Annotated in this window: 27 protein-coding genes and 1 tRNA gene; 25 read left to right on the forward strand and 3 right to left on the reverse strand. The window is 62.4% G+C overall.

The features are described from left to right. Position 1: 1 nt before the first annotated feature. The 3 genes from HHA01_RS08955 to tal are packed head-to-tail and all read left to right on the forward strand — an operon-like array spanning position 2 to position 3,936. The gene (locus HHA01_RS08955; protein ID WP_141319867.1) at positions 2-1,471 is read left to right on the forward strand and encodes a mannitol dehydrogenase family protein; all 1,470 of its coding nucleotides are present in this window, start codon (positions 2-4) and stop codon (positions 1,469-1,471) included. Positions 1,472-1,482: 11 nt separating this feature from the next. Next, positions 1,483-2,973 carry a xylulokinase gene (xylB, locus tag HHA01_RS08960; RefSeq protein ID WP_141319869.1) on the forward strand — a complete coding sequence of 497 codons (1,491 nt, stop codon included), beginning with the start codon at positions 1,483-1,485 and terminating at the stop codon, positions 2,971-2,973. Positions 2,974-2,985: 12 nt separating this feature from the next. Then, positions 2,986-3,936: a transaldolase gene (tal, locus tag HHA01_RS08965; RefSeq protein ID WP_141319871.1), complete on the forward strand. Its 951-nt coding sequence runs from the start codon at positions 2,986-2,988 to the stop codon at positions 3,934-3,936. A gap of 28 nt (positions 3,937-3,964) precedes the next feature. Here the strand turns inward: tal and HHA01_RS08970 are convergent, their stop codons facing one another. Further along, positions 3,965-4,168 (reverse strand): hypothetical protein, encoded by a 204-nt coding sequence (locus HHA01_RS08970; protein WP_141319873.1) that lies wholly within the window; start codon positions 4,166-4,168, stop codon positions 3,965-3,967. Positions 4,169-4,445: 277 nt separating this feature from the next. Between HHA01_RS08970 and HHA01_RS08975 the strand changes: the two genes are divergently transcribed. Continuing rightward, positions 4,446-5,507, forward strand: a complete 1,062-nt coding sequence (locus HHA01_RS08975) for an HlyD family secretion protein (RefSeq protein WP_141319875.1) — start codon at positions 4,446-4,448, stop codon at positions 5,505-5,507. Continuing rightward, a complete protein-coding gene (locus HHA01_RS08980) occupies positions 5,497-6,633 on the forward strand; it encodes a DUF2955 domain-containing protein (RefSeq protein WP_141319877.1) in 1,137 nt (378 codons plus the stop codon). The genes HHA01_RS08975 and HHA01_RS08980 overlap by 11 nt, the downstream gene beginning before the upstream one ends. Positions 6,634-6,751: 118 nt before the next feature. On the opposite strand, the gene HHA01_RS08985 is transcribed toward HHA01_RS08980, so the two are convergent. Continuing rightward, a tRNA-Pro gene (locus HHA01_RS08985) sits at positions 6,752-6,828 on the reverse strand. Between the two features lie 200 nt (positions 6,829-7,028). On the opposite strand from HHA01_RS08985, the gene HHA01_RS08990 reads away from it, so the two are divergent. The 6 genes from HHA01_RS08990 to HHA01_RS09015 all read left to right on the forward strand — a co-directional run bounded on the left by HHA01_RS08990 (position 7,029) and on the right by HHA01_RS09015 (position 12,493). After that, on the forward strand, positions 7,029-7,379 hold the full coding sequence (locus HHA01_RS08990) for a CidA/LrgA family protein (RefSeq protein ID WP_373862941.1): 351 nt from the start codon (positions 7,029-7,031) through the stop codon (positions 7,377-7,379). Further along, positions 7,376-8,107, forward strand: coding sequence for an LrgB family protein (locus HHA01_RS08995; RefSeq protein ID WP_141319881.1), 732 nt, complete (start codon positions 7,376-7,378; stop codon positions 8,105-8,107). Before HHA01_RS08990 ends, HHA01_RS08995 begins: the two co-directional genes overlap by 4 nt. A 134-nt stretch (positions 8,108-8,241) precedes the next feature. Beyond that, positions 8,242-9,360 (forward strand): cytochrome c oxidase subunit II, encoded by a 1,119-nt coding sequence (gene coxB, locus HHA01_RS09000; RefSeq protein ID WP_141319883.1) that lies wholly within the window; start codon positions 8,242-8,244, stop codon positions 9,358-9,360. A gap of 29 nt (positions 9,361-9,389) precedes the next feature. Then, on the forward strand, positions 9,390-11,024 hold the full coding sequence (gene ctaD / locus HHA01_RS09005) for a cytochrome c oxidase subunit I (RefSeq protein WP_141319885.1): 1,635 nt from the start codon (positions 9,390-9,392) through the stop codon (positions 11,022-11,024). 21 nt (positions 11,025-11,045) lie between these two features. Further along, complete coding sequence (locus HHA01_RS09010; RefSeq protein ID WP_141319887.1) at positions 11,046-11,633, forward strand: cytochrome c oxidase assembly protein; 588 nt, start codon at positions 11,046-11,048, stop codon at positions 11,631-11,633. Continuing rightward, on the forward strand, positions 11,630-12,493 hold the full coding sequence (locus tag HHA01_RS09015) for a cytochrome c oxidase subunit 3 (RefSeq protein ID WP_141319889.1): 864 nt from the start codon (positions 11,630-11,632) through the stop codon (positions 12,491-12,493). The genes HHA01_RS09010 and HHA01_RS09015 overlap by 4 nt, the downstream gene beginning before the upstream one ends. 31 nt (positions 12,494-12,524) lie before the next feature. On the opposite strand, the gene HHA01_RS09020 is transcribed toward HHA01_RS09015, so the two are convergent. Further along, on the reverse strand, positions 12,525-12,719 hold the full coding sequence (locus HHA01_RS09020) for a DUF2909 family protein (RefSeq protein WP_141319891.1): 195 nt from the start codon (positions 12,717-12,719) through the stop codon (positions 12,525-12,527). A gap of 52 nt (positions 12,720-12,771) precedes the next feature. Between HHA01_RS09020 and HHA01_RS09025 the strand changes: the two genes are divergently transcribed. The 14 genes from HHA01_RS09025 to HHA01_RS09090 all read left to right on the forward strand — a co-directional run bounded on the left by HHA01_RS09025 (position 12,772) and on the right by HHA01_RS09090 (position 25,209). Next, positions 12,772-13,428, forward strand: coding sequence for an SURF1 family protein (locus HHA01_RS09025; protein ID WP_246053864.1), 657 nt, complete (start codon positions 12,772-12,774; stop codon positions 13,426-13,428). Then, entirely contained in the window at positions 13,428-13,964 is a 537-nt protein-coding gene (locus HHA01_RS09030; RefSeq protein WP_141319893.1) for a redox-active disulfide-containing membrane protein, read from the forward strand. Before HHA01_RS09025 ends, HHA01_RS09030 begins: the two co-directional genes overlap by 1 nt. Before the next feature lie 51 nt (positions 13,965-14,015). Continuing rightward, the gene (locus HHA01_RS09035) at positions 14,016-15,098 is read left to right on the forward strand and encodes a COX15/CtaA family protein (protein WP_141319895.1); all 1,083 of its coding nucleotides are present in this window, start codon (positions 14,016-14,018) and stop codon (positions 15,096-15,098) included. A 137-nt stretch (positions 15,099-15,235) separates the two neighbouring features. Then, on the forward strand, positions 15,236-15,703 hold the full coding sequence (locus HHA01_RS09040) for a DUF2489 domain-containing protein (RefSeq protein WP_141319897.1): 468 nt from the start codon (positions 15,236-15,238) through the stop codon (positions 15,701-15,703). 279 nt (positions 15,704-15,982) lie between these two features. After that, the gene (locus tag HHA01_RS09045; RefSeq protein ID WP_141319899.1) at positions 15,983-16,798 is read left to right on the forward strand and encodes an OmpA family protein; all 816 of its coding nucleotides are present in this window, start codon (positions 15,983-15,985) and stop codon (positions 16,796-16,798) included. 224 nt (positions 16,799-17,022) lie between these two features. Then, complete coding sequence (gene thrS / locus HHA01_RS09050; protein ID WP_141319901.1) at positions 17,023-18,921, forward strand: threonine--tRNA ligase; 1,899 nt, start codon at positions 17,023-17,025, stop codon at positions 18,919-18,921. Positions 18,922-18,955: 34 nt separating this feature from the next. Then, positions 18,956-19,495 carry a translation initiation factor IF-3 gene (gene infC, locus HHA01_RS09055; protein ID WP_281285688.1) on the forward strand — a complete coding sequence of 180 codons (540 nt, stop codon included), beginning with the start codon at positions 18,956-18,958 and terminating at the stop codon, positions 19,493-19,495. Between the two features lie 87 nt (positions 19,496-19,582). Further along, positions 19,583-19,777, forward strand: coding sequence for a 50S ribosomal protein L35 (gene rpmI / locus HHA01_RS09060; RefSeq protein ID WP_141319905.1), 195 nt, complete (start codon positions 19,583-19,585; stop codon positions 19,775-19,777). Positions 19,778-19,813: 36 nt separating this feature from the next. Next, positions 19,814-20,167: a 50S ribosomal protein L20 gene (gene rplT, locus HHA01_RS09065; RefSeq protein WP_013332273.1), complete on the forward strand. Its 354-nt coding sequence runs from the start codon at positions 19,814-19,816 to the stop codon at positions 20,165-20,167. A gap of 178 nt (positions 20,168-20,345) precedes the next feature. After that, positions 20,346-21,365 carry a phenylalanine--tRNA ligase subunit alpha gene (gene pheS / locus HHA01_RS09070; RefSeq protein ID WP_141319907.1) on the forward strand — a complete coding sequence of 340 codons (1,020 nt, stop codon included), beginning with the start codon at positions 20,346-20,348 and terminating at the stop codon, positions 21,363-21,365. Positions 21,366-21,459: 94 nt separating this feature from the next. After that, positions 21,460-23,853: a phenylalanine--tRNA ligase subunit beta gene (gene pheT, locus HHA01_RS09075; RefSeq protein WP_141319909.1), complete on the forward strand. Its 2,394-nt coding sequence runs from the start codon at positions 21,460-21,462 to the stop codon at positions 23,851-23,853. Positions 23,854-23,915: 62 nt separating this feature from the next. Then, positions 23,916-24,218 (forward strand): integration host factor subunit alpha, encoded by a 303-nt coding sequence (gene ihfA / locus HHA01_RS09080; protein ID WP_141319911.1) that lies wholly within the window; start codon positions 23,916-23,918, stop codon positions 24,216-24,218. A gap of 164 nt (positions 24,219-24,382) precedes the next feature. Then, complete coding sequence (locus HHA01_RS09085) at positions 24,383-24,847, forward strand: flavodoxin (RefSeq protein WP_141319913.1); 465 nt, start codon at positions 24,383-24,385, stop codon at positions 24,845-24,847. Positions 24,848-24,849: 2 nt separating this feature from the next. Next, positions 24,850-25,209 (forward strand): hypothetical protein, encoded by a 360-nt coding sequence (locus HHA01_RS09090; protein WP_141319915.1) that lies wholly within the window; start codon positions 24,850-24,852, stop codon positions 25,207-25,209. Positions 25,210-25,399 lie beyond the last annotated feature (190 nt).

Consider the following 25,399-nt stretch of genomic DNA (forward strand, 5'->3'; position numbering starts at 1 on the left):
CATGACACGACTCAGCAACGACCAGTTAGCCAGGCTCCCGGCGAAGGTGGCGCGTCCCGATTATGACCGTGGCGCTATCACGCCGGGTATCGTGCATATCGGCGTCGGCGGTTTTCATCGCGCCCATCAGGCGATGTATCTGGACCAACTCATGTCTCGTGGGCAAGCCCATGACTGGGGAATCATCGGGGTCGGGGTGATGCCGGGGGATGCCCGCATGAAAGAGCTCCTCTCGGCCCAGGACCATCTCTACACCCTGGTGGTCAAGCATCCCGACGGTCGCTACGAGCCGCGGGTGATCGGCTCGATGATCGATTACCTGCATGCCCCGGAGGATCCGCTGGCGGTGATCGAGGCCATGGCCGATCCGGCCATCCGAATCGTCTCGCTGACGGTGACCGAGGGCGGCTATAACCTGCATCCGGTCACCGGAGAATTCGATCTCGACGAGCCCGCCGTGCATCAGGATCTGACATCGTCGAGCCTTCCGCGTACCAGCTTCGGCCTGGTGACCGAGGCTCTGGCCAGGCGCCGTGAACGGGGGCTGGCGCCCTTCACGGTCATGTCCTGCGACAACATCCAGGGCAACGGGGAAGTGGCAGGGCGCATGTTCAGTGCCTTCGCCGCGGCGCGGGATCCGGAGCTGGGTGACTGGATGCGGCGTGAGGTGGCGTTTCCCAATTCCATGGTCGACCGCATCACCCCGGTGACCACCCCTGATGACATCGATGAGGTCGCTCGACGTTTTGCTATCGAGGATGCCTGGCCGGTGGTCTGTGAACCCTTCACCCAATGGGTGCTCGAGGATCATTTTACCCAGGGTCGGCCGGCATTCGAGGACGTCGGCGTGCAGCTGGTCGATAATGTCGAACCGTATGAGCTGATGAAACTGCGTCTGCTCAATGCCAGCCATCAGGCGCTGTGTTATTTCGGCTACCTGGCCGGCTATCGTTATGCCCATGAGGTCTGTCAGGACGAGCTCTTTGTCAACTTCCTGCTCGATTACATGGTCAAGGAGGCGTCGCCGACCCTGGCGGAATTGCCCGGGGTGGATCTCGACGACTATCGGCGTACCCTGATCCAGCGTTTCGCCAATCCGGAGATCCGCGACACCCTGGCTCGGTTGTGCGCCGAGAGCTCCGACCGGATTCCCAAGTGGCTGCTGCCGGTAATACGCGAGCAGCTGGCCAGCGGTGGCGAGTTGCATCGCGCCGCGGCCGTGGTGGCCAGCTGGGCGCGTTACGCCGAGGGCATCGACGAAGCCGGCGAGCCCATCGAGGTAGTGGATCGGCTCAGTGAGTCATTGAAGCCCGTGGCGCAATCCCGTCAGCCGCTGGCCTTCATCGAGCAGCGCGAGCTGTTTGGTGATCTGGCTGAACAGCCGCGTTTCGTCGAGGCGTATCGCACGGCGCTCGATAGCCTGCACAAAGTCGGCGCACGCGCTACCCTTGAGTCGCTGGTCCAGGCTTGAGGGGGAAAAGGATGTATATCGGAGTGGATTGCGGCACCCAGAGTACCAAGGTGGTGGTCGTCGATGTGGAAGCCGGCCGCCTGCTCGGCGAAGCGAGTCGTGCGCACCGGTTGGACGAGGGTGAGAACGGGCGTCGCGAGCAGCAGCCCGGTGACTGGATCGCGGCCTTCCGCGAGGCCTTCAAGGCGGCGGTGACGCAAGCGCGAGTCGATCCGCAGCAGGTGCGCGCCATCGGCGTATCCGGGCAGCAGCACGGCATGGTGGCCCTGGATGAGGCCGGCGAGCCCGTCTACCCGGCCAAGCTGTGGTGCGACACGGAAACCGCGGCCGAGAATGCCGATCTGGTCGCGCGCCTGGGGGGCGAAGCGGGTTGCCTCGAAAAGCTGGGGCTGGTGCTGCAGACCGGCTATACCGCTTCCAAGGTGGCCTGGTTGAGGGCGCATCATCCCGAACGCTATCGGCGTATCGCCACGCTGCTGCTGCCGCATGACTATCTGAATTTCTGGCTGACCGGCGAACGGGTCGCCGAAGCGGGAGATGCGTCGGGCACCGGTTATTTCGACACGCATCGCCGCTGTTGGCGGCATGATGTTCTGGCGGAGGTCGCCCCGGAACTCGATGCGGAGCAGGTGTTGCCGCGTCTGATCGAGGCCGAGCAGCCGGCCGGCGTGGTGCGGCCGGCCTTGGCGCGCGAGCTGGGGCTGCGCGATGACGTCCTGGTGGCCAGTGGCGGTGGTGACAACATGCTGGGTGCCATCGGCACCGGCAACATCGCGCCGGGACTGGTGACGCTGAGCCTGGGGACCTCGGGCACGGTCTGTGCCTATTCCGAGCGGCCGGTCGTGGCCGAGGACGCCATGGTCGCCAACTTCTGCGCCAGCAGCGGCGGCTGGTTGCCGTTGATCTGCACCATGAACGTGACCTCGGCGACCAATCGCGTCCGCGAACTGTTCGGGCTGGACGTCGCCGGGTTCAACGAACGGGTCGCACATGCGCCGATCGGGGCGGAGGGGGTCACGACCCTGCCGTTCTTCAATGGCGAGCGGGTACCGGCCTTGCCCCAGGCCACCGGGAGTTTTCTGGGGCTCAACAGTGTCAATACCACCTCGGCCAATCTGTGTCGGGCCGTGGTGGAAAGCGCTACCTTCGGCATGCGTTATGGGCTCGAGCGGCTGGGACCGCTGGCCGAGGGCGCCAGTCAGATTCGCCTGATCGGGGGAGGTGCCCGCAGCCCGGTATGGCGACAGATGGTCGCCGATATCACCGGGACCCCGGTCGTCTGCCCGCAGATCACCGATGCCGCGGCGCTGGGTGGGGCCTTGCAGGCGGCCTGGTGTGATCGCCGGGCCACCACCAGCCTGGCATCGCTCTGCGAGCGCCTGGTGCATCTGGATCCCGGGGCCTCGGCCGAGCCGCAACCCGCGAGTGTCGAGGCCTACCACCGGGTCTATGCCCGTTATCGCGATGCCTTGCATCGCCATCATGCCATTCCCCACAACTGACAGGAGCTCGATATGACCACGCGCCTTGATGCATTGCGAGAACATTCCCTCGTGGTGGCTGACACCGGTGATCTGGACGCCATTCGCCGTTACCGTCCCCAGGATGCCACGACCAACCCCTCCCTGCTGCTCAAGGCCTTCGACATGCCGGCCTATCAGGATCTGATCGACCGGGAGCTGGCGGCGGTGTCCGGGGATGACGATGCGGCGGTGGCACAAGCCATCGACCGGCTCGCCGTGGCGAAGGGCTGCGAGATTGCCGGCCTGATTCCCGGCCGGGTATCCACCGAGGTGCCGGCCGCGTTGTCCTTCGATACCGAAGCCAGCCTGCGCAAGGCCCGGGAGTTGATCGAGACCTACGACAAGCGAGGGGTAGGACGCGAACGCATCTTGATCAAGCTGGCGGCCACCTGGGAAGGCATTCGCGCCGCCGAGCGCCTTGAACGCGAAGGCATCAACTGCAACCTCACGCTGTTGTTCAGCGATGCTCAGGCGCAGGCCTGCTTCGATGCCGGAGTCTTCCTGGTGTCTCCCTTCGTGGGTCGGGTGACCGACTGGTACAAGCAGGCCACGGGCCAGGAGTACGCGCCGGAAGAGGATCCCGGCGTTCAATTCGTGCGCGGTGTCTGTCGGCGTGCCGATCAAGGCGGGCATGCCACGGTGGTAATGGGCGCCAGCTTCCGTACGGTCGATCAGGTGTTGGCCCTGGCCGGCTGCCCGCGGTTGACCATTTCGCCGGCCCTGCTCGAGGAACTGGCCTCCAGCGAGGGCGATGTCACCCCTCGTGTCAAGATGAGCAGCGCGCATGGCTCGCCTGACGAAGCCATCGATGAGGCGAGTTTCCGCTGGCAGCACAATGCCGATCCCATGGCCAATGACAAGCTTGCCGAGGGCATTCGTCGTTTCGACGCGGACCATCAGGCCCTGTCGCGCCTGGTGGCCGAACGCTTGGCCTCTTCATAGGCCAGATAAGGTCGCTTCCGGGGCGCCATCAGCGCCCCTCCGGAATCTCTCCCGGCACTCGATAGCGTGGTCCTTCCCGCAGGCGCTCCTGCCGAGTCTTGGTTTCATCCTCGGCGGGTACGCCCCACACCGTTTCGCGACTGCCGTCCTGCCAGGTATAGGTCGTGCAGCCGCTCAGCAGAAGTCCGGTCAGCAGGGCGGTCATCAGCATCGAGCACTTGGCGATGTTCATGCAATCTCCTTCGGGCCATTTCTCGCGATGGCCGTTGTGTGTCCCGAGCGACAGCAGCCACGGGCCGCTGTGTATCCTGCTGCCATGGTAACGCCGCTGTGGCTACATGGGCATAGAGACGGTCCACGACGGTTCCAACGTACAGGAGATATGAGAGGGAATGCTTTTAGCAGGCTAACGTTTATGCTAGCCTGTACGACTTTCGTCGTGTCGGTGACGCCCGGTGAGCCAGGCTTGCCGGAACCGACGCCGGGATCGTCTGTCCAGGAATTCGTCCATGTCTCCAGATCAGCGTTTTGCACGCTGGGTCCGCGTTGCGCTCGTGACCTTCTGCATCCTTTTTGTGTACTTCGTGGTGGCCGACACCTTCATGCCGATGACGCCCCAGGCCCGCGTTCTGCGGCCGGTCGTCCAGGTGGCTCCGGAGGTTGGGGGGCGTGTCGAGGCCGTGGCGGTCGATAACAATCAGGCCGTCGAGCAGGGAGACGTGCTGTTTCGCATCGAACGTGATCCCTATCAGTTGGCCCTGGAAGAAGCTCGTCTGGCCCGCCAGGCGGTCCAGCGCGATAATGCCTTGATCAGGGCCGATCTGGCCGAGGCCAGGGCCGAACTCGAATCCGCCCGCTCCACGGCGGAGGAGCTCGAGGCCGAGCGACGCCGTGCCGAGACTCTGGTCCAGCGTCAGGGGATGTCGCGCCAGCGCTTCGAGCAGATCGCCGCCAATCAACGCGAGGCCAGCGCCGCGGTGAAGGCGGCCGAGGCCCGCGTTCGACATCTTGAGGTCAAGCTCGGGGAGCGAGGTGCGGGTAACCTCCAATTGCGCCAGGCCGATAATGCCATCGACCAGGCCGAGCTCGATCTTTCCCGCACCCTGGTACGCGCCGAGCGCGACGGGGTGGTGTCCAATCTGCAACTGCGGGAGGGCGATTATGCCACCCGAGGGCAGCCGGCCATGGCACTGGTCGGGCAGCGCCTCGACCTGGTCGCCGATTTTCGGGAAAAGAGTCTTCGCCATATTCAGAAGGGAGAGCCGGCACGCGTGGTCTTCGATGCCTATCCGGGGCGCGTTCTCAAGGCGCAGGTGACGTCCTGGGACGCCGGGGTGAAGGCCGGACAGCTGATGGCCAACGGCAGTCTGGCGGATATACCGACCACCGATCGCTGGGTGCGCGATGCCCAGAGGATCCGCCTGCACCTCGACGTCAAGGAGCCGCCCGAGCCCATGCTGGTCAGTGGTGCACGCGCCACGGTGCAGTTGTTGCCGCAAGAGAATCCGCTGGCCGGCCTCTTCGGTGGTATCCAGATCCATCTGATGGCCTGGTTGCATCATGTCTATTGAGCCGAACAATAGCCTGAAGGGGCTGGGGCAGGGGGTGCGTCGCCTGTTGGCCCGTTCCGTCGGGCTGTTGATGCCGCACAGGGGGCAGGCCTCCACGGTGTCCGGGGAATCGGCCTTCACGCATGATCATTTCCGACAGTGTCTGAGGATTGCCGGCGGGGCGACCATCGGCTTTTTGATAAGTCATTTGATGGGCTGGAACTATGGGGTCTTCTTTACCGTCTTTCCGATGTTTCTGCTGGGCATTATCCCGGTATTCAATGCGCATGTGGTGCGACAGTTCCTGGGCAATGCCTGTCTCAATGTCTTGGAAGTGAGCCTGGTGGTCGGCCTGACCCAGCATATGCCGATGGTCATGACGCTGCTGGTGTTCCTGCTGTTCTATGCTCGTTTCCGCCTCATGGCCAGGGGGCCCTTGTTTGTCTTCGGTGCCAACGGGGTGCTGACGCTCAGTGTGCTCATGCACTTTGCCAGCTATCCCGATCTCGATCTTGCCGACCTGCTGGCCAGTAATCTGGTGGCGAGCCTGCTGGCGGTGCTGATTGCGGCAGTCATGTACTGGCTGCTGCCGAACCGGTCGGCGTCGACGCCACCCGCAGGCGAGGCGAAATCAGCTGCCCTGATTCGACACCAGACGTTGATCGGTGCCATCACCGCCACTCTGTCCTTTCTCGTGTTTCAACTACTGGACCTGCGAGACTCCCTGTCGGCGCAGATGGCGACCATCCTGATCCTCTTCTCGCTGGGCTACCACGGTGCCCGGCTATCGGCCATCAAGCGCGCCGTGGGCACGCTGCTGGGCTGCAACATGGCGCTGGTATTGCAGTTGGTGCTGTTCTCGCAGAGTGACCACCTGCTGCTGGTGCTGCTGAGTTACTGGATCGGGTTGATGCTGTTCAGTCGCGCGCATCTGCTCGAGGGTGGGGGCTCGGGAGTCGGCTTCGGGGGCCTGACCACTCTGGGGATTCTGTATGGCCAGTATCTCGGGCCCAATCAGGATTTCTTCTATGATGCGCTGTATCGCTTCAGCTCGATGTGCGTGGCACTGGCGGCCACGCTGGTGGTGATGGCATTGCTGCACAGCCTGTTGAATCTGTCGCCCATGACTCGTGCTCGAGCCGACTGAGTCCGCTGGCACATTGGTCGAAGCGATCAGGCCACAGCGGTGCATGGTCGACGAGCCGCAGGCGACATACAAAAAACCGCCACCCGGCATGACCCGTCAGTGGCGGTTTTCAGGATTCTGGTCGGAGCGACTGGATTCGAACCAGCGACCTTCGCAACCCCATTGCGACGCGCTACCAAGCTGCGCCACGCTCCGATGATGGTCCCGGACTTGCCCGAGAACGAGGCGTATACTAGCGCGTTAATGACCAAATGAAAAGCCCCTTTTGCGCTTCTTTTTCAGGTGCTTGAGAGCTGGGAGTCGTAGCCCCGGCTCTGCCACACTAGCGCTCATGGTTTATCACTCATCAGACACTACACCGGGAGGCGAGAATGCCGTTGGTCATGGGGATGAGCATGCTTCTGGCATGCCAGATGCTGGGCGAGCTGGTGGCGCGGGGCTTGTCGCTGCCCGTGCCGGGACCGGTCCTGGGCATGGTGATTCTGCTGGTCGGTCTGTTGGTGCGCGGCGGCGTGCCCGACAGCTTGCGGCTGGCGGGCGAGGGGCTGCTGCGGTACCTGACGCTGCTGTTCGTGCCTGCCGGGGTGGGCTTGATGGTGCATGGTGCGCTGATCGGCGAGGAGTTGCTGGCCATCGTGCCGACGCTGGTCGGCTCGACGGCACTGACCCTGGCGGTGACAGCCTGGGTATTGGCCCGGATGCAACGCCGCTTCGGTGTGGAGCGTCATGAGAGGGGCGATCAATGAAGGTTCCGGCCCTGGACACCCTCTGGGTCTACCTGTCCGGCAGCCCCTTGCTGTCGCTGCTGGCAACTCTGGTCGCCTTTGCGCTGGCGGTTCGCATCAACCGCCTGGTGGGCGGGACGCCATGGCTGCATCCCGTCACCCTGGCAATCGCCATCCTCATTGGATTCCTGCTGCTGGTGGACATGGATTACCCCAGCTACTTCGAGGGTGCCCAGTTCATTCACTTCCTGCTCGGGCCAGCCACGGTAGCCCTGGCGATACCGCTATACGATCATCGCGAGCGGGTAAGGCGGCTGCTCTGGCCACTCGTCGTGGCCTGTGTCGCCGGGATATTCACGGCCGTGACCAGCACCCTCGGCATTGCCATCCTGCTGGGCGTCAGCCAGGAGACGCTGATGTCTCTGGCGCCGCGTTCGGTCACGTCGCCCATTGCCATGGGCATCGCCGAGCAGATCGGGGGCATACCGTCGCTGGCGGCGGGGCTGGTATTGCTGACCGGGTCGATAGGCTGTGCGCTGGGGCCGGGCATCTTTCGCTTGCTCGGCATTCGCGACCCGGCAGTGCAAGGCTTCACCATGGGGCTTGCGGCCCATGGCTTCGGCACGGCGCATTGCTTTGCTCGTCTAGGGGCAGTGGCCGGGGCTTTTTCCGGACTCTCCATGGGGCTGACCGGGCTGCTCACCGCTTTTCTGTTGCCGCTCATCACGGGGCTTCTCGGTCTCGGCTGAAGTATTCCCTATCGTGGACCGCTCAATCGATTGCGATTGGAGCGTGACGAAACCCCAGGCTCTTCTATACTCCTGACAGTGGAAAGCAGGAAAACGTAGCAACCAGTAAAACAACAAGATATCGGGAGGAGGCCATGCGCATTCGGTACGTGTGGCCCACGACGCTGGGTTGTCTGGGGCTGCCCCAAAGCGTGCTGGCCATCGACTGGAACATGCCGGTCGGTGTCACGGATGTCAGTCGCGAGATTCATTCACTGCACATGATCATCTTCTGGATCTGTGTGGCGATAGGTGTTGTCGTCTTCGGCGCGCTCTTCTATTCGGTGTTCCGTTATCGCCGGTCACGAGGGGCCAGGGCAGCCAGTTTCCACGAGCACACCACCGTAGAAGTCATCTGGACCCTGATCCCGACCCTGATCCTGGTTGCCATGGCGATACCGGCCACGGCGACCCTCAAGAAGATGTATGACGCTTCCGCTGCCGATCTGGACGTGATGATCACGGGCCAGCAATGGCGTTGGCGCTATTCTTACCTGGGCGAGGACCTGGCCCTCACCTCCAACCTGGCGACGCCGCGCTCTGAAGTGACCGGGGAGAGTCCCAAGAGTGATAACTATCTGCTCGAAGTTGATGAGCCGCTGGTCCTGCCGGTGGATCGCAAGGTACGACTGCTGCTGACCTCGGATGATGTCATTCACTCCTGGTGGGTGCCGGATCTGGCGGTCAAGCAGGACGCGGTCCCGGGATTCGTCAACGAGAACTGGGTGCGCATCAACGAGCCCGGTATCTATCGGGGGCAGTGCGCCGAACTCTGTGGCCGGGATCATGCCTTCATGCCGGTGGTCGTCAAGGCGGTCGAGCCGGAACGATTCGAGACCTGGCTGGCGGAACGCAAGGAGGCTGCGGCGCAAGCGGCATTGGGGGTCGACCGTGAGTGGGCTCTCGATGAATTGATGAAGCGCGGCGAACAGGTCTACGGCAGCATCTGTGCTTCATGTCACCAACCGGACGGTCAGGGCAGCCCACCGGCCTTCCCGGCACTGGCCGGCAACCAGACCATGCTGAATGACGTCGACTACCATATCGAGACCGTGGTCAACGGGGTTTCGGGAAGTGCCATGCCGGCTTTCCGTAACACCCTCAACGCCGTCGAAATGGCGGCGGTAATCACCTACGAACGCAATGCCTGGGGCAACGAGACCGGTGACGCCATTCAGCCGGCCCGAATTGCCGAATTGCTCGACGCACCCTGAGGGTGCGGTGCATATCGAGGAGATAGGCCATGGCTTCGCACTTGCCGCCCGGATCATCCGCTCAGTCGCACCAGCTCGAGACTGCCGGCACGGTGTCTGACACTCATTACGCCGGACCGAAGGGACTGATGCGCTGGTTGCTGACGACCAACCACAAGGAAATCGGCACGCTCTATCTGCTGTTTTCGCTTTCCATGTTCTTCATCGGCGGCCTCTTCGCCATGGTGGTACGCGCGGAACTCTTTCAGCCGGGGTTGCAGCTGATCCAGCCTGAGTTCTTCAATCAGATGACGACCATGCACGGCTTGATCATGGTCTTCGGGGCCGTCATGCCGGCCTTTGTCGGCCTGGCAAACTGGATGATCCCGCTGCAGATCGGTGCGCCTGACATGGCGCTGCCTCGGCTCAATAACTTCAGCTTCTGGTTGTTGCCCGTGGCCTTCACCATGTTGCTGGCCACGCTGTTCATGCCGGGGGGAGCGCCGAATTTTGGCTGGACCTTCTACGCGCCGCTGTCGACGACCTATGCGCCACCGTCCACGACCTTTTTCATCTTTTCCCTGCACATGGCGGGGATCAGCTCGATTCTGGGGGCGATCAATATCATCGCCACCATCCTCAATCTGCGCACGCCCGGCATGCGCATGATGGACATGCCGTTGTTCGTCTGGACCTGGCTGATCACCGCCTTCCTGCTGATTGCGGTGATGCCGGTGCTGGCCGGGGTGATCACCATGATGTTGCTGGATATTCATTTTGGAACGAGTTTCTTCAATGCGGCGGGTGGCGGTGACCCGGTGCTCTTTCAGCACCTGTTCTGGTTCTTCGGCCATCCCGAGGTCTACATCATGATCCTGCCGGCCTTCGGGATCGTTTCGGTAATCCTGCCGACCTTTGCGCGCAAGCCTCTGTTCGGATATGCCTCGATGGTCTATGCCACGGCTGCCATCGCCATACTGTCCTTCCTGGTGTGGGCCCACCACATGTTCGTGGTCGGCCTGCCGCTGGCGGCGGAGCTGTTTTTCATGTACAGCACCATGTTGATATCGGTCCCCACCGGGGTGAAGGTGTTCAACTGGATCACGACGCTGTTTCGTGGCTCCCTGACTTTCGAGCCTCCGATGCTGTTCGCCCTGGCCTTTGTGGTGCTGTTCACCATCGGGGGATTCTCCGGTCTGATGCTGGCCATCTCGCCGGCGGATTTCCAGTATCACGACACCTACTTCGTAGTGGCTCACTTTCATTATGTGCTGGTCCCCGGAGCGGTCTTCGCCATCATGGCGGCGGTCTATTACTGGCTGCCCAAGTGGACCGGGCACTACCCGCATCTGCGTCTGTCGCAGTGGCATTTCTGGTTATCGGTCATCGGAGTCAACCTGACGTTCTTCCCCATGCACTTCGCCGGCCTGGCGGGCATGCCGCGCCGTATCCCGGATTACGCCCTGCAGTTCGCCGATTTCAACATGGTCACCAGTATCGGCGGTTTCCTGTTCGGCCTCTCTCAACTGCTGTTCGTGCTGGTGGTCGTGCTGTGCATTCGTGGCGGAAACAAGGCGCCAGCCAAAGCCTGGGAGGGCGCCGAGGATCTCGAATGGACGGTGGCCAGTCCGGCTCCCTTGCATACTTTCGAGACACCGCCGGATTTCACGCCGCATCGGCATTGAGGGCAGGAGACGGAGGACCGGATGAGCAGCCAGTTTCTGGATGACAGGCGCAGAGCCGTTAACCGCACGGTGGCGCGAACCCTGGTGGTACTGGCCGCGATGTGCCTCTTTTCCGTCGCACTGGTGCCGCTCTATGACGTTTTCTGCGAGGTCACCGGGCTGAATGGCAAGACGTCGAGTCAGGCTCAGTCCTTGTCGGCCGAGTCCGCCGACCAGAGTCGCCTGGTCACCATGCAGTTCATTACGCGCGCCAGTAAGGGATTGCCTTGGTCATTGAGCGCCGAAACTCGCCAGCTACGCCTGCACCCCGGGCAGAGTGCAGAAGTGCATTTTACATTCCGGAACCTGGGCGACCGGGCCTATGTGGCCAGGGCAGTCCCCAGTGTATCGCCCTCCGAGGCTTCCTTGCATCTACGCAAGCTGGCCTGTTTCTGCTTCGAGAACCAGCGCTTGGCGGCCGGCGAGCGCTTCGAAGCGCCACTGGTTTTTCAGTTGACCCGAGATCTGCCGGAGGACGTCAAGACAGTGACCCTGGTCTATACCCTCTATGAACAGCGGGTCAGCTTGTCGCGCAGCCGCGCGTCCCAGCAGCCGGGAGGTGAAACATGAGCGGTGGCAGCTATTACGTGCCCGCATCCAGCAAGTGGCCGATTCTAGCGTGTATCGGCCTGGGGGCCATGATGCTCGGCACCGGACTGGTGCTGGTGTATGGAAGGGCCGGGATGCCGGTCATGCTGGTGGGACTTGCCGGGATTGTGCTGGTGATGGCGTTGTGGTTTCGCGATGTCGTCCTGGAGTCGCGCCAGGGACTTTACGATAACCAGATGGACCGCTCGTTCCGCTGGGGCATGGGCTGGTTCATCTTTTCCGAGGTGATGTTCTTCGCCGCCTTCTTCGGGACACTCTTCTATGTTCGCACCTTCGCTCTGCCTTGGCTGGATGGTGAAGGGGCCAAAGGAGTGGCGGCCCTGTTGTGGCCGGATTTCAATGCCAGCTGGCCATTGCTCGAGCCGCCGGGGGACAACGTTCAGGGACCCTCGGCCACCTTGAGCCCCTGGCACTTGCCACTGGTCAATACGCTCATCCTCGTGGGGTCGAGCATCACCCTGACAGTGGCGCACGAAGGCCTCAAGGAAGGGCACCGGCGGGTGGTGCGGCACTGGCTCGGGCTGACCGTGCTGCTCGGCATCTGTTTCATTGCCATTCAGGGAGTCGAGTATCGCGAGGCCTATCTGCATTACGGCATTACCCTGCAGGCCGGGATCTATGGTGCCACCTTCTTCCTGTTGACCGGCTTCCATGGCGCCCACGTGATCATTGGCAGCGTGATCCTGATGGTCATGCTGGTCAGGGTGTATCGGGGGCACTTTGCGCCGGACAACCAGTTCGGCTTCGAGGCAGCGGCCTGGTACTGGCATTTCGTGGACGTGGTGTGGATCGGGCTCTTTCTCTTTGTGTATGTCTTCTAGCGCCGGTCTGCGCCCGGTAGGCGGGGGCTGTTCAATGCCCAAGGTGGCCGGTGAAGAAGCCGTACAGCAGCAGGGCCAGCAGCAGGGTCGCCAGCAGCACCCGAAGCTTCAGGGAGATGAGCACACCCCGCGAGCGGCCGCCATCCTTGAGCAGCCAGCCGGCCCCGGCCGCCAGACTGGCCAGCATGGCGATGAAGACGAGCACGATAAGGGTCTTGAGTAACATGCGTAACTCCCGGGCGAGATATTGGGCTGCTGGTCGCTGGCGTCGTCGCTTGATGCTGTGGTTTGGCCTATGGGGGTGTCTGGTGGTGATCGGCGTGATACTCGGACTATGGCAGTGGGAGCGTGCAGGCGACAAGCGAGAGTTGCTGGCGAGTTTCGCATCGGCCCCGAGCTTGATGTCTCCGCAACAGTCGCCGCCCGCAGGGGCGCGGTTGACGGTCAAGGGGGAGTTCCTTGCCAGTCGCACGCTGTTTCTGGACAACCGTACCCATGACAGGCAATTGGGGGTAGCTGCCTTGACGCCCTTGCGAGGCGAGGATGGCCGCTTGTGGTTGGTGGAGCGGGGCTTTCTCGCCACCGGGCCGAGTCGTGACACTCCGCGGGTCGACACACCCGCGGGTAAAGTGAGGGTGGAAGGCCGTTGGGAGTCGGCCGGCGAGTCTCCGCCATTGTTCGGCCCCAATCGGGAAGGCCAGCGCCTTCAGCGCATCGAACTGGAGGCCTGGTCATCCCTGGGCCGCTTTGCCCATTCCGGGTGGCTGCACCAGACCGCCGGTAATGGGCAGTTGCAAGCCTGGTGGCAACCCAATGTACTGCCACCGTCACGTCATCAGGCCTATGCGTTTCAGTGGTGGGGGCTGGCCGTGGCAGCGCTGGTGATAATGACCCTCGGCGCGCGCCGCCTGAGGGCCGACAGGGAGGCTTCCTGATGTTCAAGGGTCCGGACGCCCGGGGGCGTTTCAAGCTGTTGGCACTCTTCGCTGTATTTGCCATGCCGATGGCCATGGCCTGGGCCATGGTCGAATGGCGGCTGTGGATTCCGGATGAACGCACGGCCCATGGTCGTTTGCACGCCGACCTGCCGATGATGAGCGACTGGCCGCTGAGTGGGACCGACCAGCAGGGCCTCGATGACTGGCTCATGGCCTTCGATTGTCGTGCGCCCTGTGACGCAGCGGCCGACCGCTGGTGGCGCGTGCATCGTGCCCTGGGGCGTGATGCCCATCGTGTCAGCCGTCTGCGTATCGGCGGAGTGCCGGGAGCGGCCTTGCCCGGCGAGAGTGTCGTGGGCTGGGAGGCGCGTCCCGACTGGGCTCAGCCGGGAGATCTGTGGCTCCTCGATCCCGAAGGCAGGACGGTGCTCAGTTATGGCCAGGGAGCCGAGGCGTCGCATGTGCTGGAGGATATCGAGCACCTGCTGGAACTCAATCCTGAGCCACCCATGGCGCTTCGGGATGAAGCCTGAACCTGAACGGAGGGCGAGCGCATGGCCATCACCGGGCAACAGGGGACACCAATGCTGACCAGGCAGCGCCTATTGTGCTGGTTGAGTCTGCTCGGCATGTTGCTGTCTATGCTGGTGGTACTGGCCGGTGCCTGGACGCGACTCGTCGATGCCGGCCTGGGATGCCCGGACTGGCCAGGCTGCTACGGACACTGGTCGGTGCCGCATGTGGATGTGGCGCAAGCACATTCTCCCGGGGCGGGGTTCGATGCCGCCAAGGCCTGGATGGAAATGTTGCATCGATACCTGGCAACCCTGCTGGGGCTGGTTGTGGTCCTGACGGTCCTGCTGGGCAGACGTCTCAGGAGGCTGGCGGGGTATCCGTGGCGTTTGTCCCTCGCTCTGCTGTGTGTCGTGCTGGTTCAGGGAACCTTTGGTGCCCTGACCGTCACCCTTAAGCTTTGGCCGCAAGTGGTGACTCTGCATCTGCTGGGCGGCCTGGCGGTCGCGGGTCTGTTTCTGTGGCTTCACCTCTGCCTGCGTCGCTCCCCGGAGCCGGGCCCGGCGCCTTCGCGGCCTCGCCGACTGACAGCGTTATGGCGTGTCGCCCTGGGGCTGCTGGTGCTTCAGCTGGCGCTCGGGGGCTGGACATCCAGCAACTATGCCGGTCTTGCCTGCCAGGGATTTCCGGCTTGCAACGCCCAGTGGTGGCCGAGTGTCGATTGGGGTGAGGGGTTTCATCTGACGCAGACCGTCGGACCGGAGTATCTGCATGGCAAGTTGCATGGTGAAGCCCGCACGGCGATCCAGTTCGCTCATCGCCTGGGGGGAGCGGCCTTGCTGTTGAGCCTGGTGGCGCTGGCGATACGCTGTCGACACCAGCGCGCCATCCGCAACCGGATAGTGGCCATGCTCGGGGCCTGCATCGGTCAGTCCGCACTCGGGGCGTCCAATGTGCTTTTGTGGATGCCGGCCTGGCTGGGGCTCCTGCATACGGCGGGGGCGGCCCTGGTAATGCTGCTCGGGTTGCTCGCTATATGGGAGTGGCGCCTCACGGCAGAAGCGGTCACCTCAGTTCCGCAAGCTCGGGCGCTGATACCGCTGGGGCAGGACTCCAGGGAGCCGTGGGGAACGAGAAGGATACACCATGGCTGATGCCGGGTGGACGGGTCGATTCCTGCGCTTGTGTTCTGATCGGCGATCGGAGCGGTTCGGCCATCTTTGGTCAGGTCTCTGCGGAGGGAGTAGAATGTGATGACATATGCGTTTTCCGTTGAAGCGAGACATGATTCATGACGAATACCACCGCGCTGGTCCTCTTGGGCCTGGCCCTGGCAGCCGTCGCCGTACTGGGTTGCTATGCCGTTAAATTGTGGCGTGAGGTGCGTCGACGAGAAGCCTTTCGCCAGGACGAGTTGCGCCGTGCGCACGACAATTGCGTGGAAAATCTCGAGATGGTCGCTACTGCCTTGCAGCAGGGGCAGGTGGATATTACCGAAGGTGCCTGGCGCTGCAAAACGCTGCTGGACATCCTCGACAGTTCCCTGTCCTCGCGCCCTGAATTTGCCGCGTTCACCGAAGTTCACGAGCGTACCCGGCATCTGCACACCCACTCCGCTCGCCAGGCATTGACGCCAAAGGAGCGCTTCCGTGAGGATCGGGAGCGCTGGAAGGTGGAGAAGGAATGGCGCGATGCCGTCATGGAATCCGCCGCCAGGGTAGTCGCGTGCCGAGGGCACTGGCCGGATACCTTGCAGTGAATTGAATGACCTCGGCAAAACAATCTATTACACTTTTATCTGCGTTTTGCGATTGAAAGGTGGCTCGGTCTCCGGCAAGCTGCTAATCGCGACGTAGATGGCTAGGAAAACGGATGGAGTCACAGTCATCTGTATGTTTGACTGGCCGAGTTGGCAGTAACATGCTTTCTTGTTCAGTGTGGACGGGTAAAACCGTCCTCGGTTAGCCATACCAATGAACTGGCTGGATGGCTAAGCCTATGCTGGCCCCGCTAGATTTGTGTCAAGAAGGAGTCTTACATGAAAAAATCAACGACTGGCTTGTTGTTAGGTTCCGCTCTGGTTGTCGGCCTCTCCGGCTGTGCCAGCTCGGCTTCTCAATCCTCCGGCATGGGCGACAGCTCAGCTTCCGATCGTGCCTGGTACAAGCATCCTGCCGTGTGCAGCGTTGCCGGTGGCCTGATCGGCGGCGGTATCGGTTATGCGTCCATGAATGAAGACGAGGAAGATACTGGCGCCTACATCGGTGGTACTGTCGGTGCAACTGCTGCCGCACTGCTGTGTGCCGAGCCCAACAAGGGCAAAGCGCCGGTAGGCGACAGCGATGGCGACGGCGTGCCGGATGATCAGGATGAGTGCCCTGGAACGCCGGCGGGCGTTGCCGTCGATGCAGTGGGTTGCCCGCTGGACTCCGATGGTGACGGCGTGCCGGACTATCAGGACCAGTGCCCGGGTACTCCGGCCGGTGCCGAGGTCAATGCGCTCGGCTGCGTTCAGGATCTGGTCCTGCAGGACGTCAACTTCGAGTTCGATTCCGCCAAGTTGACCATGGGCGCCGAATCCGTGCTGTCTGACGTGGCTTCCAAGCTGCGTTCCAACGACAGCGTTCGCGTGCGCATCGAAGGTCACACCGACTCCATCGGTTCCGCCGGCTACAACATGGATCTTTCCCAGCGTCGTGCCGACTCCGTGGCGGATTTCCTGTCCAACCAGGGCGTCGCTTCCAATCGCATGAAGACCATCGGTTTCGGTGAGAAGCAGCCGGTTGCGACCAACGAGACCGAGGCTGGTCGTGCCGAGAACCGTCGTGTCGAGCTTGGCGAGTGGCAGCAATGATCCACGGCTGAGCCGTCCCCAACTGGCTCGGCCACTGGCCGAGTCATTTGACGACGAACAAAGGCGCCTTCGGGCGCCTTTTTTTTGCAGCCTTGCGCCATGGCGCCGACCCTGGGGCGTCTGGTAGGCTGTTGTGCCTTCTCACAGTGCTTTTCAGGTAACTCACCATCGCGACACGTGATCCCTGGTATGGATCACCACTGCGCTCAAGGAATCGTTTCAACATGCCCATCGTCACTCTTCCGGACGGCAGTCAGAGGTCCTTCGACGAACCCCTTTCCATCATGCAACTGGCCGAGAGCATCGGAACTGGACTGGCCAAGGCGTGTATCGCCGGTCGTATCGATGGCCAGCTGGTGGATGCCGCCGATGTCATCACCCAGGATGCCAGTGCCGCCATCATCACGGCGCGTGATCCCGAAGGGCTCGAGATCATCCGCCACACCTGTGCTCACCTGGTCGGTCATGCCGTCAAGCAATTGTATCCCGACGCCAGGATGGCCATCGGGCCGGTGATCGATGACGGCTTCTATTATGATATCGATTTCGGGCGTTCCGTGACGCCAGACGATCTCGAGGCCATCGAAGCCCGCATGGTGGCGCTGATCGACTCCGGCTACGATGTTGTGCGTGAATACGTCGAACGTGACAAGGCCATGGCAACCTTCCAGCAACGTGACGAGACGTACAAGCAGGAGTTGGTGGCGGAAATTCCCGAAGGCGAGACCATTCGTCTCTATCACCATCAGGAATACATCGACATGTGCCGGGGGCCCCATGTCCCCAACACCCGTCACCTCAAGGCGTTCAAGTTGACCAAGCTGGCCGGTGCCTACTGGCGTGGCGACGCCGAACGTCCCATGTTGACCCGTATCTATGGCACGGCCTGGAGTGACAAGAAGCAGCTCAAGGCATATCTCAAGCGACTCGAGGAAGCCGAAAAGCGCGACCATCGCAAGCTCGCCAGGAAGATGGATCTGTTTCATCTGCAGGAAGAAGCGCCGGGAATGGTCTTCTGGCATCCCAATGGGTGGACCATCTATCAGGCGCTCGAGCAGTACATGCGCCAGCTGCAGATCGACAATGGCTATCAGGAGATCAAGACGCCCCAGGTGGTCGATCTCTCGCTGTGGAAGGCATCCGGCCACTGGGGACACTACAGTGACCTGATGTTCACCACCGAGTCGGAAAAACGCGAGTATGCCGTCAAGCCGATGAATTGCCCCTGTCACGTTCAGGTGTTCAATCAGGGCCTGAAGAGCTACCGTGACCTGCCGTTGCGTCTCGCCGAATTCGGCAGTTGCCACCGCAACGAGCCGTCCGGCTCGCTGCACGGCCTGATGCGGGTGCGCAGCTTCACGCAGGACGATGCGCATATCTTCTGCACCGAAGGGCAGATTCAGTCGGAAGCCGAGGCCTTCATCGCCCTGACGCTGAAGGCCTACAAGGACCTGGGGTTCGAAGACGTCGAGCTCAAGTTGTCCACGCGCCCTGAAGGCTTCATGGGTGAGCCGGCCCTCTGGGATCGTGCCGAGGCGGGTCTCGAGGCGGCGCTCGACACGACCGGGCTCGATTGGGAGCTGCAGCCGGGCGAGGGCGCCTTCTATGGCCCCAAGATCGAGTTCTCGCTGCGCGACTGCCTGAATCGTGTCTGGCAGTGCGGTACCCTGCAGCTGGACTTCAATCTGCCGGGTCGCCTGGGCGCGCAATTCGTCGATGAGGATGGCGAGCGCAAGACGCCGGTCATGCTGCATCGGGCGATTCTTGGCTCCTTCGAGCGCTTCCTTGGTATACTGATCGAGCAGTACGCAGGTGCCATGCCGCTATGGCTGGCTCCCCAACAGGCGGTGATCCTGAACATCACCGATTCACAGCGCGATTATGTCACTTCTCTGGAGCGCCGTTTGCAGAAAATGGGGCTGCGAGTCAAGGCAGACTTGAGGAATGAGAAGATCGGCTTTAAAATCCGCGAGCATACGTTGCAGAAGGTCCCCTATCTCCTGGTGGTGGGAGATAAGGAAGTCGAAGCCGACTCGGTAGCTGTTCGCTCGCGAAGTGGCGAGGATCTCGGCACCATGACGGTGGATACCTTCATCGACCGCGTACAGGCCGAGCGGTGCTAGCGACATCTTCCAAGACAGAAGTGGAGGCGGAACCATCAAGAGAAGCAAGCCCAGAGGACGCCCGCAGGAAAAGCGTCCGCCGATGAACGAGCGAATCACCGACGAACAGGTACGCCTGATCGACAACGACGGCGAACAGCTGGGCATCATGCCCACGCGCGATGCGCTGGAGCGTGCCGAAGCGGCTGGTTTGGATCTCGTGCAGATTTCCAATGCCGATCCGATCGTCTGCAAGATCATGGATTACGGCAAGTTCGTCTTCGAGCAGAAGAAGCAGAAGGCGGCTCAGAAGAAGAAGCAGAAGCAGATCCAGGTCAAGGAAGTCAAGTTCCGGCCTGGCACCGACGAGGGTGACTATCAGGTCAAGCTGAAGAACCTGACACGATTCCTCGAAGGTGGCGACAAGGGCAAGGTCACCTTGCGCTTCCGTGGTCGCGAGATGGCCCACCAGGACATCGGTCGCAAGCTCATGGAACGCATTGCCGCCGATCTCGAAGAGATCGGCACTGTCGAATCCTTCCCCAAGATGGAAGGTCGGCAGATGATCATGATCATTGCCCCCAAGAAGAAGTGATTCGGCGGCCAGTCAAACGGTTGGCGAGCCCTGGCGGCTCGTCTTCGGCCCCGGGTTTTCTTAACAATCTCGAGCGGAGCTCATCTCATGCCGAAAATCAAAGGCAACAGCGGCGCAGCCAAGCGCTTCAAGAAGACGGCCAACGGCTTCAAGCACAAGCAGTCGTTCCGTAGCCACATCCTGACCAAGAAGTCGACCAAGCGTAAGCGTCATCTGCGCGGTATGAAGCAGATCCACGACGCCGACAAGCCGCTCGTGCAGCGCATGCTGCCGAACCTGTAACCCTTGGTTGCCAACTTTCAACGTCAGGAGTAAGCCATGACTCGTGTCAAGCGTGGTGTCGTCGCGCGTCGTCGTCACAAGAAGATCCTCAAGCAGGCCAAGGGCTATTACGGTGCCCGTTCGCGCGTCTTCCGCGTCGCCAAACAGGCCGTGATCAAGGCCGGTCAGTATGCCTATCGTGACCGTCGCCAGCGCAAGCGTCAGTTCCGTGCCCTGTGGATCCAGCGCATCAACGCCGGTGCTCGTCAGCACGGCCTGTCCTACAGCCGTTTTGTCGGTGGTCTGAAAAAGGCCGGGATCGAGATCGACCGCAAGGTGCTGGCCGACCTGGCCGTCAACGAGAAGGCAGCCTTTGCTGCCATCGTCGAGAAGGCCAAGGCTGCCCAGTAAAGAGGGTCGAGAGGGTGCGCGAGCTGACACGCTCAGTGCCGCCCCGATGATCGTCACAGGGGAAGAGCAGCCGCTCTTCCCCTGTTTTTTTGCATGTCACACCCGGCAGCGATGAGCCCCACCATGTGTCGCCTGGAAGCTGCCGCCCTGCCGGGTCCAAGATATGGAGCATCAACGGATGGACCACCTTCCCAAATTGGTCGCCGAGGCCCGCGACGCCATTCAGGCCGCCGACACGATGACGGCACTGGAAGAACTGCGTGTCCACTACCTCGGCAAGAAGGGCGAGATCACCGCGCTGCTCAAGGGGCTTGGCCAGTTGCCCGCGGACGAACGCCCGGCCGCAGGGGAGCGAATCAATCAGGCCAAGCAGGCGCTGGCCGCTGAACTCGATGAGCGCAAGCAGACGCTCGAGAAGGCGGCGCTGGAAGCCCGTCTGAGTGCGGAACAAGTCGATGTCACGCTGCCGGGGCGTGGCCAGCCCGGGGGTGGACTGCACCCGGTCACGCGGACCCTGGAGCGCATCGAGGGGCTCTTTACGCACGTCGGTTATGATGTGGCGGTCGGTCCGGAAATCGAGGATGACTACCACAACTTCGAAGCCCTCAATATCCCGGCGCATCACCCGGCCCGGGGCATGGCCGATACGTTCTATTTCGATGCCAGCCGCCTGCTGCGCACGCATACCTCGCCGGTGCAGGTGCGGACCATGAAAAGCGGCGAGCCCCCCATTCGTATCGTCTGTCCCGGCCGCGTCTACCGCAGTGATTCCGACCTGACCCATACCCCGATGTTTCATCAGGTAGAAGGCCTGCTGGTCGACGAGGACGTGCGCTTCTCGGATCTCAAGGGCACCATCCAGGATTTCCTGCACGCCTTTTTCGAGCGGGAGGATCTGGCCGTGCGTTTCCGTCCCTCCTATTTTCCGTTTACCGAGCCATCCGCCGAGGTCGATATAGAGTGCGTGATGTGCGATGGCAACGGTTGCCGGGTCTGTTCCCAGAGCGGCTGGCTGGAAGTCATGGGCTGCGGCATGGTGCACCCTGAAGTGTTCCGGCATTCCGGCATCGACAGTGAACGTTACACCGGCTTTGCCTTTGGCATGGGCGCCGAGCGCCTGGCCATGCTGCGCTATGGCGTGAATGATCTGCGGCTGTTCTTCGACAACGATCTGCGCTTCCTGCAGCAGTTCGCCTGATTGTCACCAACACACAGCCAGGGAGCATGGTCGACGGCCCGTCTGCGCGTCGCCGACGGCGATACTCCTGGAGAGCACAGCGATAGGATTTGTCATGAAATTTTCCGAACAGTGGCTGCGTGAATGGGTCTCTCCGGCACTGACGACCCAGGAACTGGCCGATCAAGTCACCATGGCCGGCCTCGAAGTCGATGGCATCGAGCCCGTGGCCGCCGCCTTCCATGGCGTGGTGGTCGCCGAGGTGGTCGAGCTGGCGCCGCATCCCGATGCCGACAAGCTCAGCGTGTGCCAGGTGGATGATGGCGTCGAGCGCCTGCAGGTCGTCTGCGGCGCCCCCAATGTCGCCTCGGGCCAGAAGATTGCCTTCGCGCGCGTCGGTGCCGTGCTGCCGTCCGAGGATGGCAAGGGCTTCACGATCAAGCAAGCCAAACTGCGTGGCGTCGAATCGCGGGGCATGGTCTGCTCTGCCTCCGAACTGGGACTCGACAGCGAAACATCCGCGGGCATTCTGGTGCTGCCCGCTGCGGCACCGGTCGGCGACGATCTTCGGGACTACTTGTTGCTCGACGACAGCACCATCGAGGTCGATCTGACGCCCAACCGGGGCGACTGCCTGAGCGTACAGGGCATGGCGCGCGAAGTCGGCGTGCTCAATCGTCTGCCGCTTCAGGCACCGGAGCTCGAGGCCGTGCCTGCCGAGCACGACGAGACCTTCACGGTACGCATCGAGGATGGAGACGGCTGTCCGCGTTATCTGGGACGTGTCATCAAGGACGTCGATGTCACCGCCGAGACGCCGTTGTGGATGGCCGAGCGGCTGCGTCGCGGCGGTGTCCGGACCATCGATCCCGTGGTCGACATCACCAACTACGTGATGCTCGAGCTCGGGCAACCCCTGCACGCCTTCGACCGTGACAACCTGAGTGATGCCATCGAGGTGCGTCGTGCGCGACAGGGCGAATCCCTGGTGCTGCTCGACGGTCAGAGCGTCGAATTGAGCCAGGACACCTTGCTCATCGCCGATAGCAGCGGGCCCTTGGCGATCGCCGGGGTCATGGGCGGCGAGCACTCGGGCGTCAGCACCGATACCCGCGATATCTTTCTCGAGGCAGCCCATTTCTCACCCTTGGCCGTCGCCGGTCAGGCGCGTAACTATGGTCTGCACACCGATGCGTCGCACCGCTTCGAGCGCGGCGTCGACCCCGAGCTAGTCCGCCAGGCCGCCGAACGCGCCACTGCATTGTTGCGGGACATCACCGGTGGTCGGCCCGGGCCGCTGACCGAGGTCTCGGCGACTGCATCGGGCAGTGCCCCGCACGAAGCCGTGGTGTTGCGCCGTTCGCGCCTCGATCAGGCCCTCGACAAGGTCCTGGCCGATGACGAGGTCAGCGAAATTCTCGAAAGGCTGGGCATGGCGGTGGTCGAAGTCGAGCAGGGCTGGCGGGCCGGTATTCCCAGCTGGCGTTTCGATATCGCCATCGAGGAAGACCTGATCGAGGAAGTCGCGCGTATCCATGGCTACAACCGCTTGCCGGCGCGTCATCCGCGTGCACACCTGGGCCCGCGTCCGGACAACGAGGCGCGTCGTCCGCTGGCCGCGTTGCGCAACCGCATGGTATCGCGGGGCTACTTCGAGGCCGTGACCTACAGCTTCGTTGCTCCCGAGCTGCAGCAGACGCTGCTGCCGGGAGCCGAGTCCCCGGAACTCGCCAACCCCATCTCCAGTGATCTCTCGGTGATGCGGGCGAGTCTCTTCCCGGGCCTGATTCGTGCCCTCGAACACAATCTCAACCGTCAGCAGTCGCGTGTGCGCCTGTTCGAGACCGGTCTGGTGTTTCGCGGCAGGCTCGATGAGCTGGAGCAGATTCCCATGCTCGGGGCCCTGGTCTGTGGCTCGCGTGAACCCGAAGGCTGGAGCAGTGGCAACCAGGATGTCGACTTCTTCGACCTCAAGGGCGATCTGGAAAGCCTGATCGCTCTGGGGGACGACGCCGCTGCCTGGTCCTTCGAAGCGGCCACTCATCCATCACTTCATCCGGGCCAATCGGCGCGTGTTCTGCGGCAGGGGCAGGAAGTCGGCTGGATCGGCAAGCTGCACCCGGCCGTGCGGGCGCAACTGGGCCTCAAGACCGAAACGCTGCTGTTCGAAGTGCAGATCGAGGCCCTGAGTCAGGGGCATGTCCCGGCCTTCAAGCCACTGTCCCGTTATCCGGAAGTGCGTCGCGACCTGGCCTTCCTGGTCGATGCCGGTCAGCCGGTTCAGGCTCTGCTGGATATCCTCCATGCTCAGGCCGGGGAATGGCTGGTGGACGCACATCTCTTCGACGTCTATCAGGGCAAGGGAGTCCCCGAAGGGCGCAAGAGTATCGCCCTGGGCTTGACCTGGCAGCATCCTTCGCGCACGCTTAATGACGATGAAATCAACCAGTTGGTCGATTCCATAGTCGAAGCGTCGCGTTCGAACCTGGGGGCCGAGCTGCGTGGCTGACTCTTGTGAAGCGACTTTCGGTGTTGGCTCCGGATCGATCGACAAAGCGTGAGGAAAGCGGCATGGGGGCGTTGACCAAGGCTGAACTGGCGGAACACTTGCACACTGAACTCGGTCTCTCCAAGCGTGAGGCCAAGTCCATGGTGGAGTCCTTCTTCGAGGAGATTCGCGGTTGCCTGCGCGAGAACGAGCAGGTCAAGTTGTCGGGATTCGGCAATTTCGACCTGCGCGACAAGCGTGAACGGCCGGGCCGCAATCCCAAGACGGGAGAGGAGATACCGATTTCCGCCCGGCGCGTGGTTACCTTCCGTCCGGGCCAGAAGCTCAAGACCCAGGTAGAGGCCTATACCGGCGACAGTGATTGATCGGCCCGGCCCTCCGGCCCCGGCAACATGCGCCACCCTGCGTTCGCGCCGGGTGGCGCCTTGCGTTTGGCTGTCGGCATCCCGTCATGGACGAGCAGGGCGGCGTGCGGCGCAAGGCTTCAGATGTTAGGATCATGATGAACTTTTCAGTGAAAAATCATGACATGCCGAAACTCAAGATTTTCGTGGGAACCGTCTACGGCGGTTCACTGGACGTCGCCGAGCAGGTTGCGCCCTTGTTCGAGCAGGCGGGTTACGAGGTAGCGATCTTCGATCAGCCGACGCTGAACGACCTGATCGAATCACCGACCGACCTGGCACTCTTCTGTACCTCGAGCACGGGGAGCGGGGACTTCCCGGGCAACCTGGTGGCCTTCGTGCGTGATCTTCAGGCCAAGAGTCCCGGCCTCGCCGGCCTGCGCTATGGCCTGATTGCGCTGGGCGACAGCTCCTACGTGGATTCCTACTGCGGTGCCGGTCGTCACCTCGACGAGCTGCTGCAGGAGCAGGGCGCCCAACGATTGGGCGAGCGACTCGAGATCGATGCCATGGAAACCTTCATGGCCGACGACGAGGCCTTGCCCTGGGTCGATGAGTGGATCGAGTCCCAGCAGCTCAAGGTTGCCTGACCATGCACGCCTCATCCGCGCGGTGCAGCCTGCTGGTCGGCCTCCTGGTGCTGATGCTGGCCAGTGCGCCGCGTTATTATCTGGACGGGCACGACACCCACCTGATCATGCTGTCGTTCGGCGGCATCGCCGTGGCTGCCCTCGCATTCTTCCACTGGTGGCAGCTGGCGAGTGAGTGGCGTGACAATCTGAAGGTACTGATCCGGCGACTCGCGGCCCTGATGATCGGCGGTATTGTCATCATGGGGCTATGGCACGCGCTCTTCGGCGCCTGGAGCGGCTGGCCCTTGCTGCTCTCTCACGGCGCCACCCTGGGCTTGCTGCTGCACGCCCTGGGGTTGTGGTGGAAGCCCGCAAGCTGAAGAGGGAAGAACGGCGCTATGCGCTTTCGTACGAGTGAAGAAGGAAGAACGGCGCTATGCGTCTTCGAACGAGTAAAGAAGGAAGAACGGCGCTACGCGCCTTGAAGAGGGAAGAAAAACCACCCGGGCTGCGCCCTGCGTTTAAAGCCATACGCTGGAAGAAAAACCTTGACTCCATGCCGTCGGGGTT

Source organism: Halomonas halmophila (assembly GCF_006540005.1).
Taxonomy (GTDB): domain Bacteria; phylum Pseudomonadota; class Gammaproteobacteria; order Pseudomonadales; family Halomonadaceae; genus Halomonas; species Halomonas halmophila.

What these genes read in the sequence shown, in the direction of transcription:
- HHA01_RS09020 (WP_141319891.1), bottom strand. Translation starts at nt 12,719, where the DNA reads ATGTTACTCAAGACCCTTATCGTGCTCGTCTTCATCGCCATGCTGGCC.
- HHA01_RS08990 (WP_373862941.1), top strand. Translation starts at nt 7,029, where the DNA reads ATGCTTCTGGCATGCCAGATGCTGGGCGAGCTGGTGGCGCGGGGCTTG.
- HHA01_RS08970 (WP_141319873.1), bottom strand. Translation starts at nt 4,168, where the DNA reads ATGAACATCGCCAAGTGCTCGATGCTGATGACCGCCCTGCTGACCGGA.
- HHA01_RS09090 (WP_141319915.1), top strand. Translation starts at nt 24,850, where the DNA reads ATGCACGCCTCATCCGCGCGGTGCAGCCTGCTGGTCGGCCTCCTGGTG.
- HHA01_RS08955 (WP_141319867.1), top strand. Translation starts at nt 2, where the DNA reads ATGACACGACTCAGCAACGACCAGTTAGCCAGGCTCCCGGCGAAGGTG.
- HHA01_RS08975 (WP_141319875.1), top strand. Translation starts at nt 4,446, where the DNA reads ATGTCTCCAGATCAGCGTTTTGCACGCTGGGTCCGCGTTGCGCTCGTG.
- thrS (WP_141319901.1), top strand. Translation starts at nt 17,023, where the DNA reads ATGCCCATCGTCACTCTTCCGGACGGCAGTCAGAGGTCCTTCGACGAA.
- HHA01_RS08995 (WP_141319881.1), top strand. Translation starts at nt 7,376, where the DNA reads ATGAAGGTTCCGGCCCTGGACACCCTCTGGGTCTACCTGTCCGGCAGC.
- HHA01_RS09035 (WP_141319895.1), top strand. Translation starts at nt 14,016, where the DNA reads ATGCTGACCAGGCAGCGCCTATTGTGCTGGTTGAGTCTGCTCGGCATG.
- coxB (WP_141319883.1), top strand. Translation starts at nt 8,242, where the DNA reads ATGCGCATTCGGTACGTGTGGCCCACGACGCTGGGTTGTCTGGGGCTG.
- HHA01_RS09045 (WP_141319899.1), top strand. Translation starts at nt 15,983, where the DNA reads ATGAAAAAATCAACGACTGGCTTGTTGTTAGGTTCCGCTCTGGTTGTC.
- pheS (WP_141319907.1), top strand. Translation starts at nt 20,346, where the DNA reads ATGGACCACCTTCCCAAATTGGTCGCCGAGGCCCGCGACGCCATTCAG.
- rpmI (WP_141319905.1), top strand. Translation starts at nt 19,583, where the DNA reads ATGCCGAAAATCAAAGGCAACAGCGGCGCAGCCAAGCGCTTCAAGAAG.
- tal (WP_141319871.1), top strand. Translation starts at nt 2,986, where the DNA reads ATGACCACGCGCCTTGATGCATTGCGAGAACATTCCCTCGTGGTGGCT.
- rplT (WP_013332273.1), top strand. Translation starts at nt 19,814, where the DNA reads ATGACTCGTGTCAAGCGTGGTGTCGTCGCGCGTCGTCGTCACAAGAAG.
- ctaD (WP_141319885.1), top strand. Translation starts at nt 9,390, where the DNA reads ATGGCTTCGCACTTGCCGCCCGGATCATCCGCTCAGTCGCACCAGCTC.
- pheT (WP_141319909.1), top strand. Translation starts at nt 21,460, where the DNA reads ATGAAATTTTCCGAACAGTGGCTGCGTGAATGGGTCTCTCCGGCACTG.
- HHA01_RS09040 (WP_141319897.1), top strand. Translation starts at nt 15,236, where the DNA reads ATGACGAATACCACCGCGCTGGTCCTCTTGGGCCTGGCCCTGGCAGCC.
- HHA01_RS09015 (WP_141319889.1), top strand. Translation starts at nt 11,630, where the DNA reads ATGAGCGGTGGCAGCTATTACGTGCCCGCATCCAGCAAGTGGCCGATT.
- ihfA (WP_141319911.1), top strand. Translation starts at nt 23,916, where the DNA reads ATGGGGGCGTTGACCAAGGCTGAACTGGCGGAACACTTGCACACTGAA.
- HHA01_RS09025 (WP_246053864.1), top strand. Translation starts at nt 12,772, where the DNA reads ATGCTGTGGTTTGGCCTATGGGGGTGTCTGGTGGTGATCGGCGTGATA.
- HHA01_RS09010 (WP_141319887.1), top strand. Translation starts at nt 11,046, where the DNA reads ATGAGCAGCCAGTTTCTGGATGACAGGCGCAGAGCCGTTAACCGCACG.
- HHA01_RS09030 (WP_141319893.1), top strand. Translation starts at nt 13,428, where the DNA reads ATGTTCAAGGGTCCGGACGCCCGGGGGCGTTTCAAGCTGTTGGCACTC.
- xylB (WP_141319869.1), top strand. Translation starts at nt 1,483, where the DNA reads ATGTATATCGGAGTGGATTGCGGCACCCAGAGTACCAAGGTGGTGGTC.
- HHA01_RS08980 (WP_141319877.1), top strand. Translation starts at nt 5,497, where the DNA reads ATGTCTATTGAGCCGAACAATAGCCTGAAGGGGCTGGGGCAGGGGGTG.
- HHA01_RS09085 (WP_141319913.1), top strand. Translation starts at nt 24,383, where the DNA reads ATGCCGAAACTCAAGATTTTCGTGGGAACCGTCTACGGCGGTTCACTG.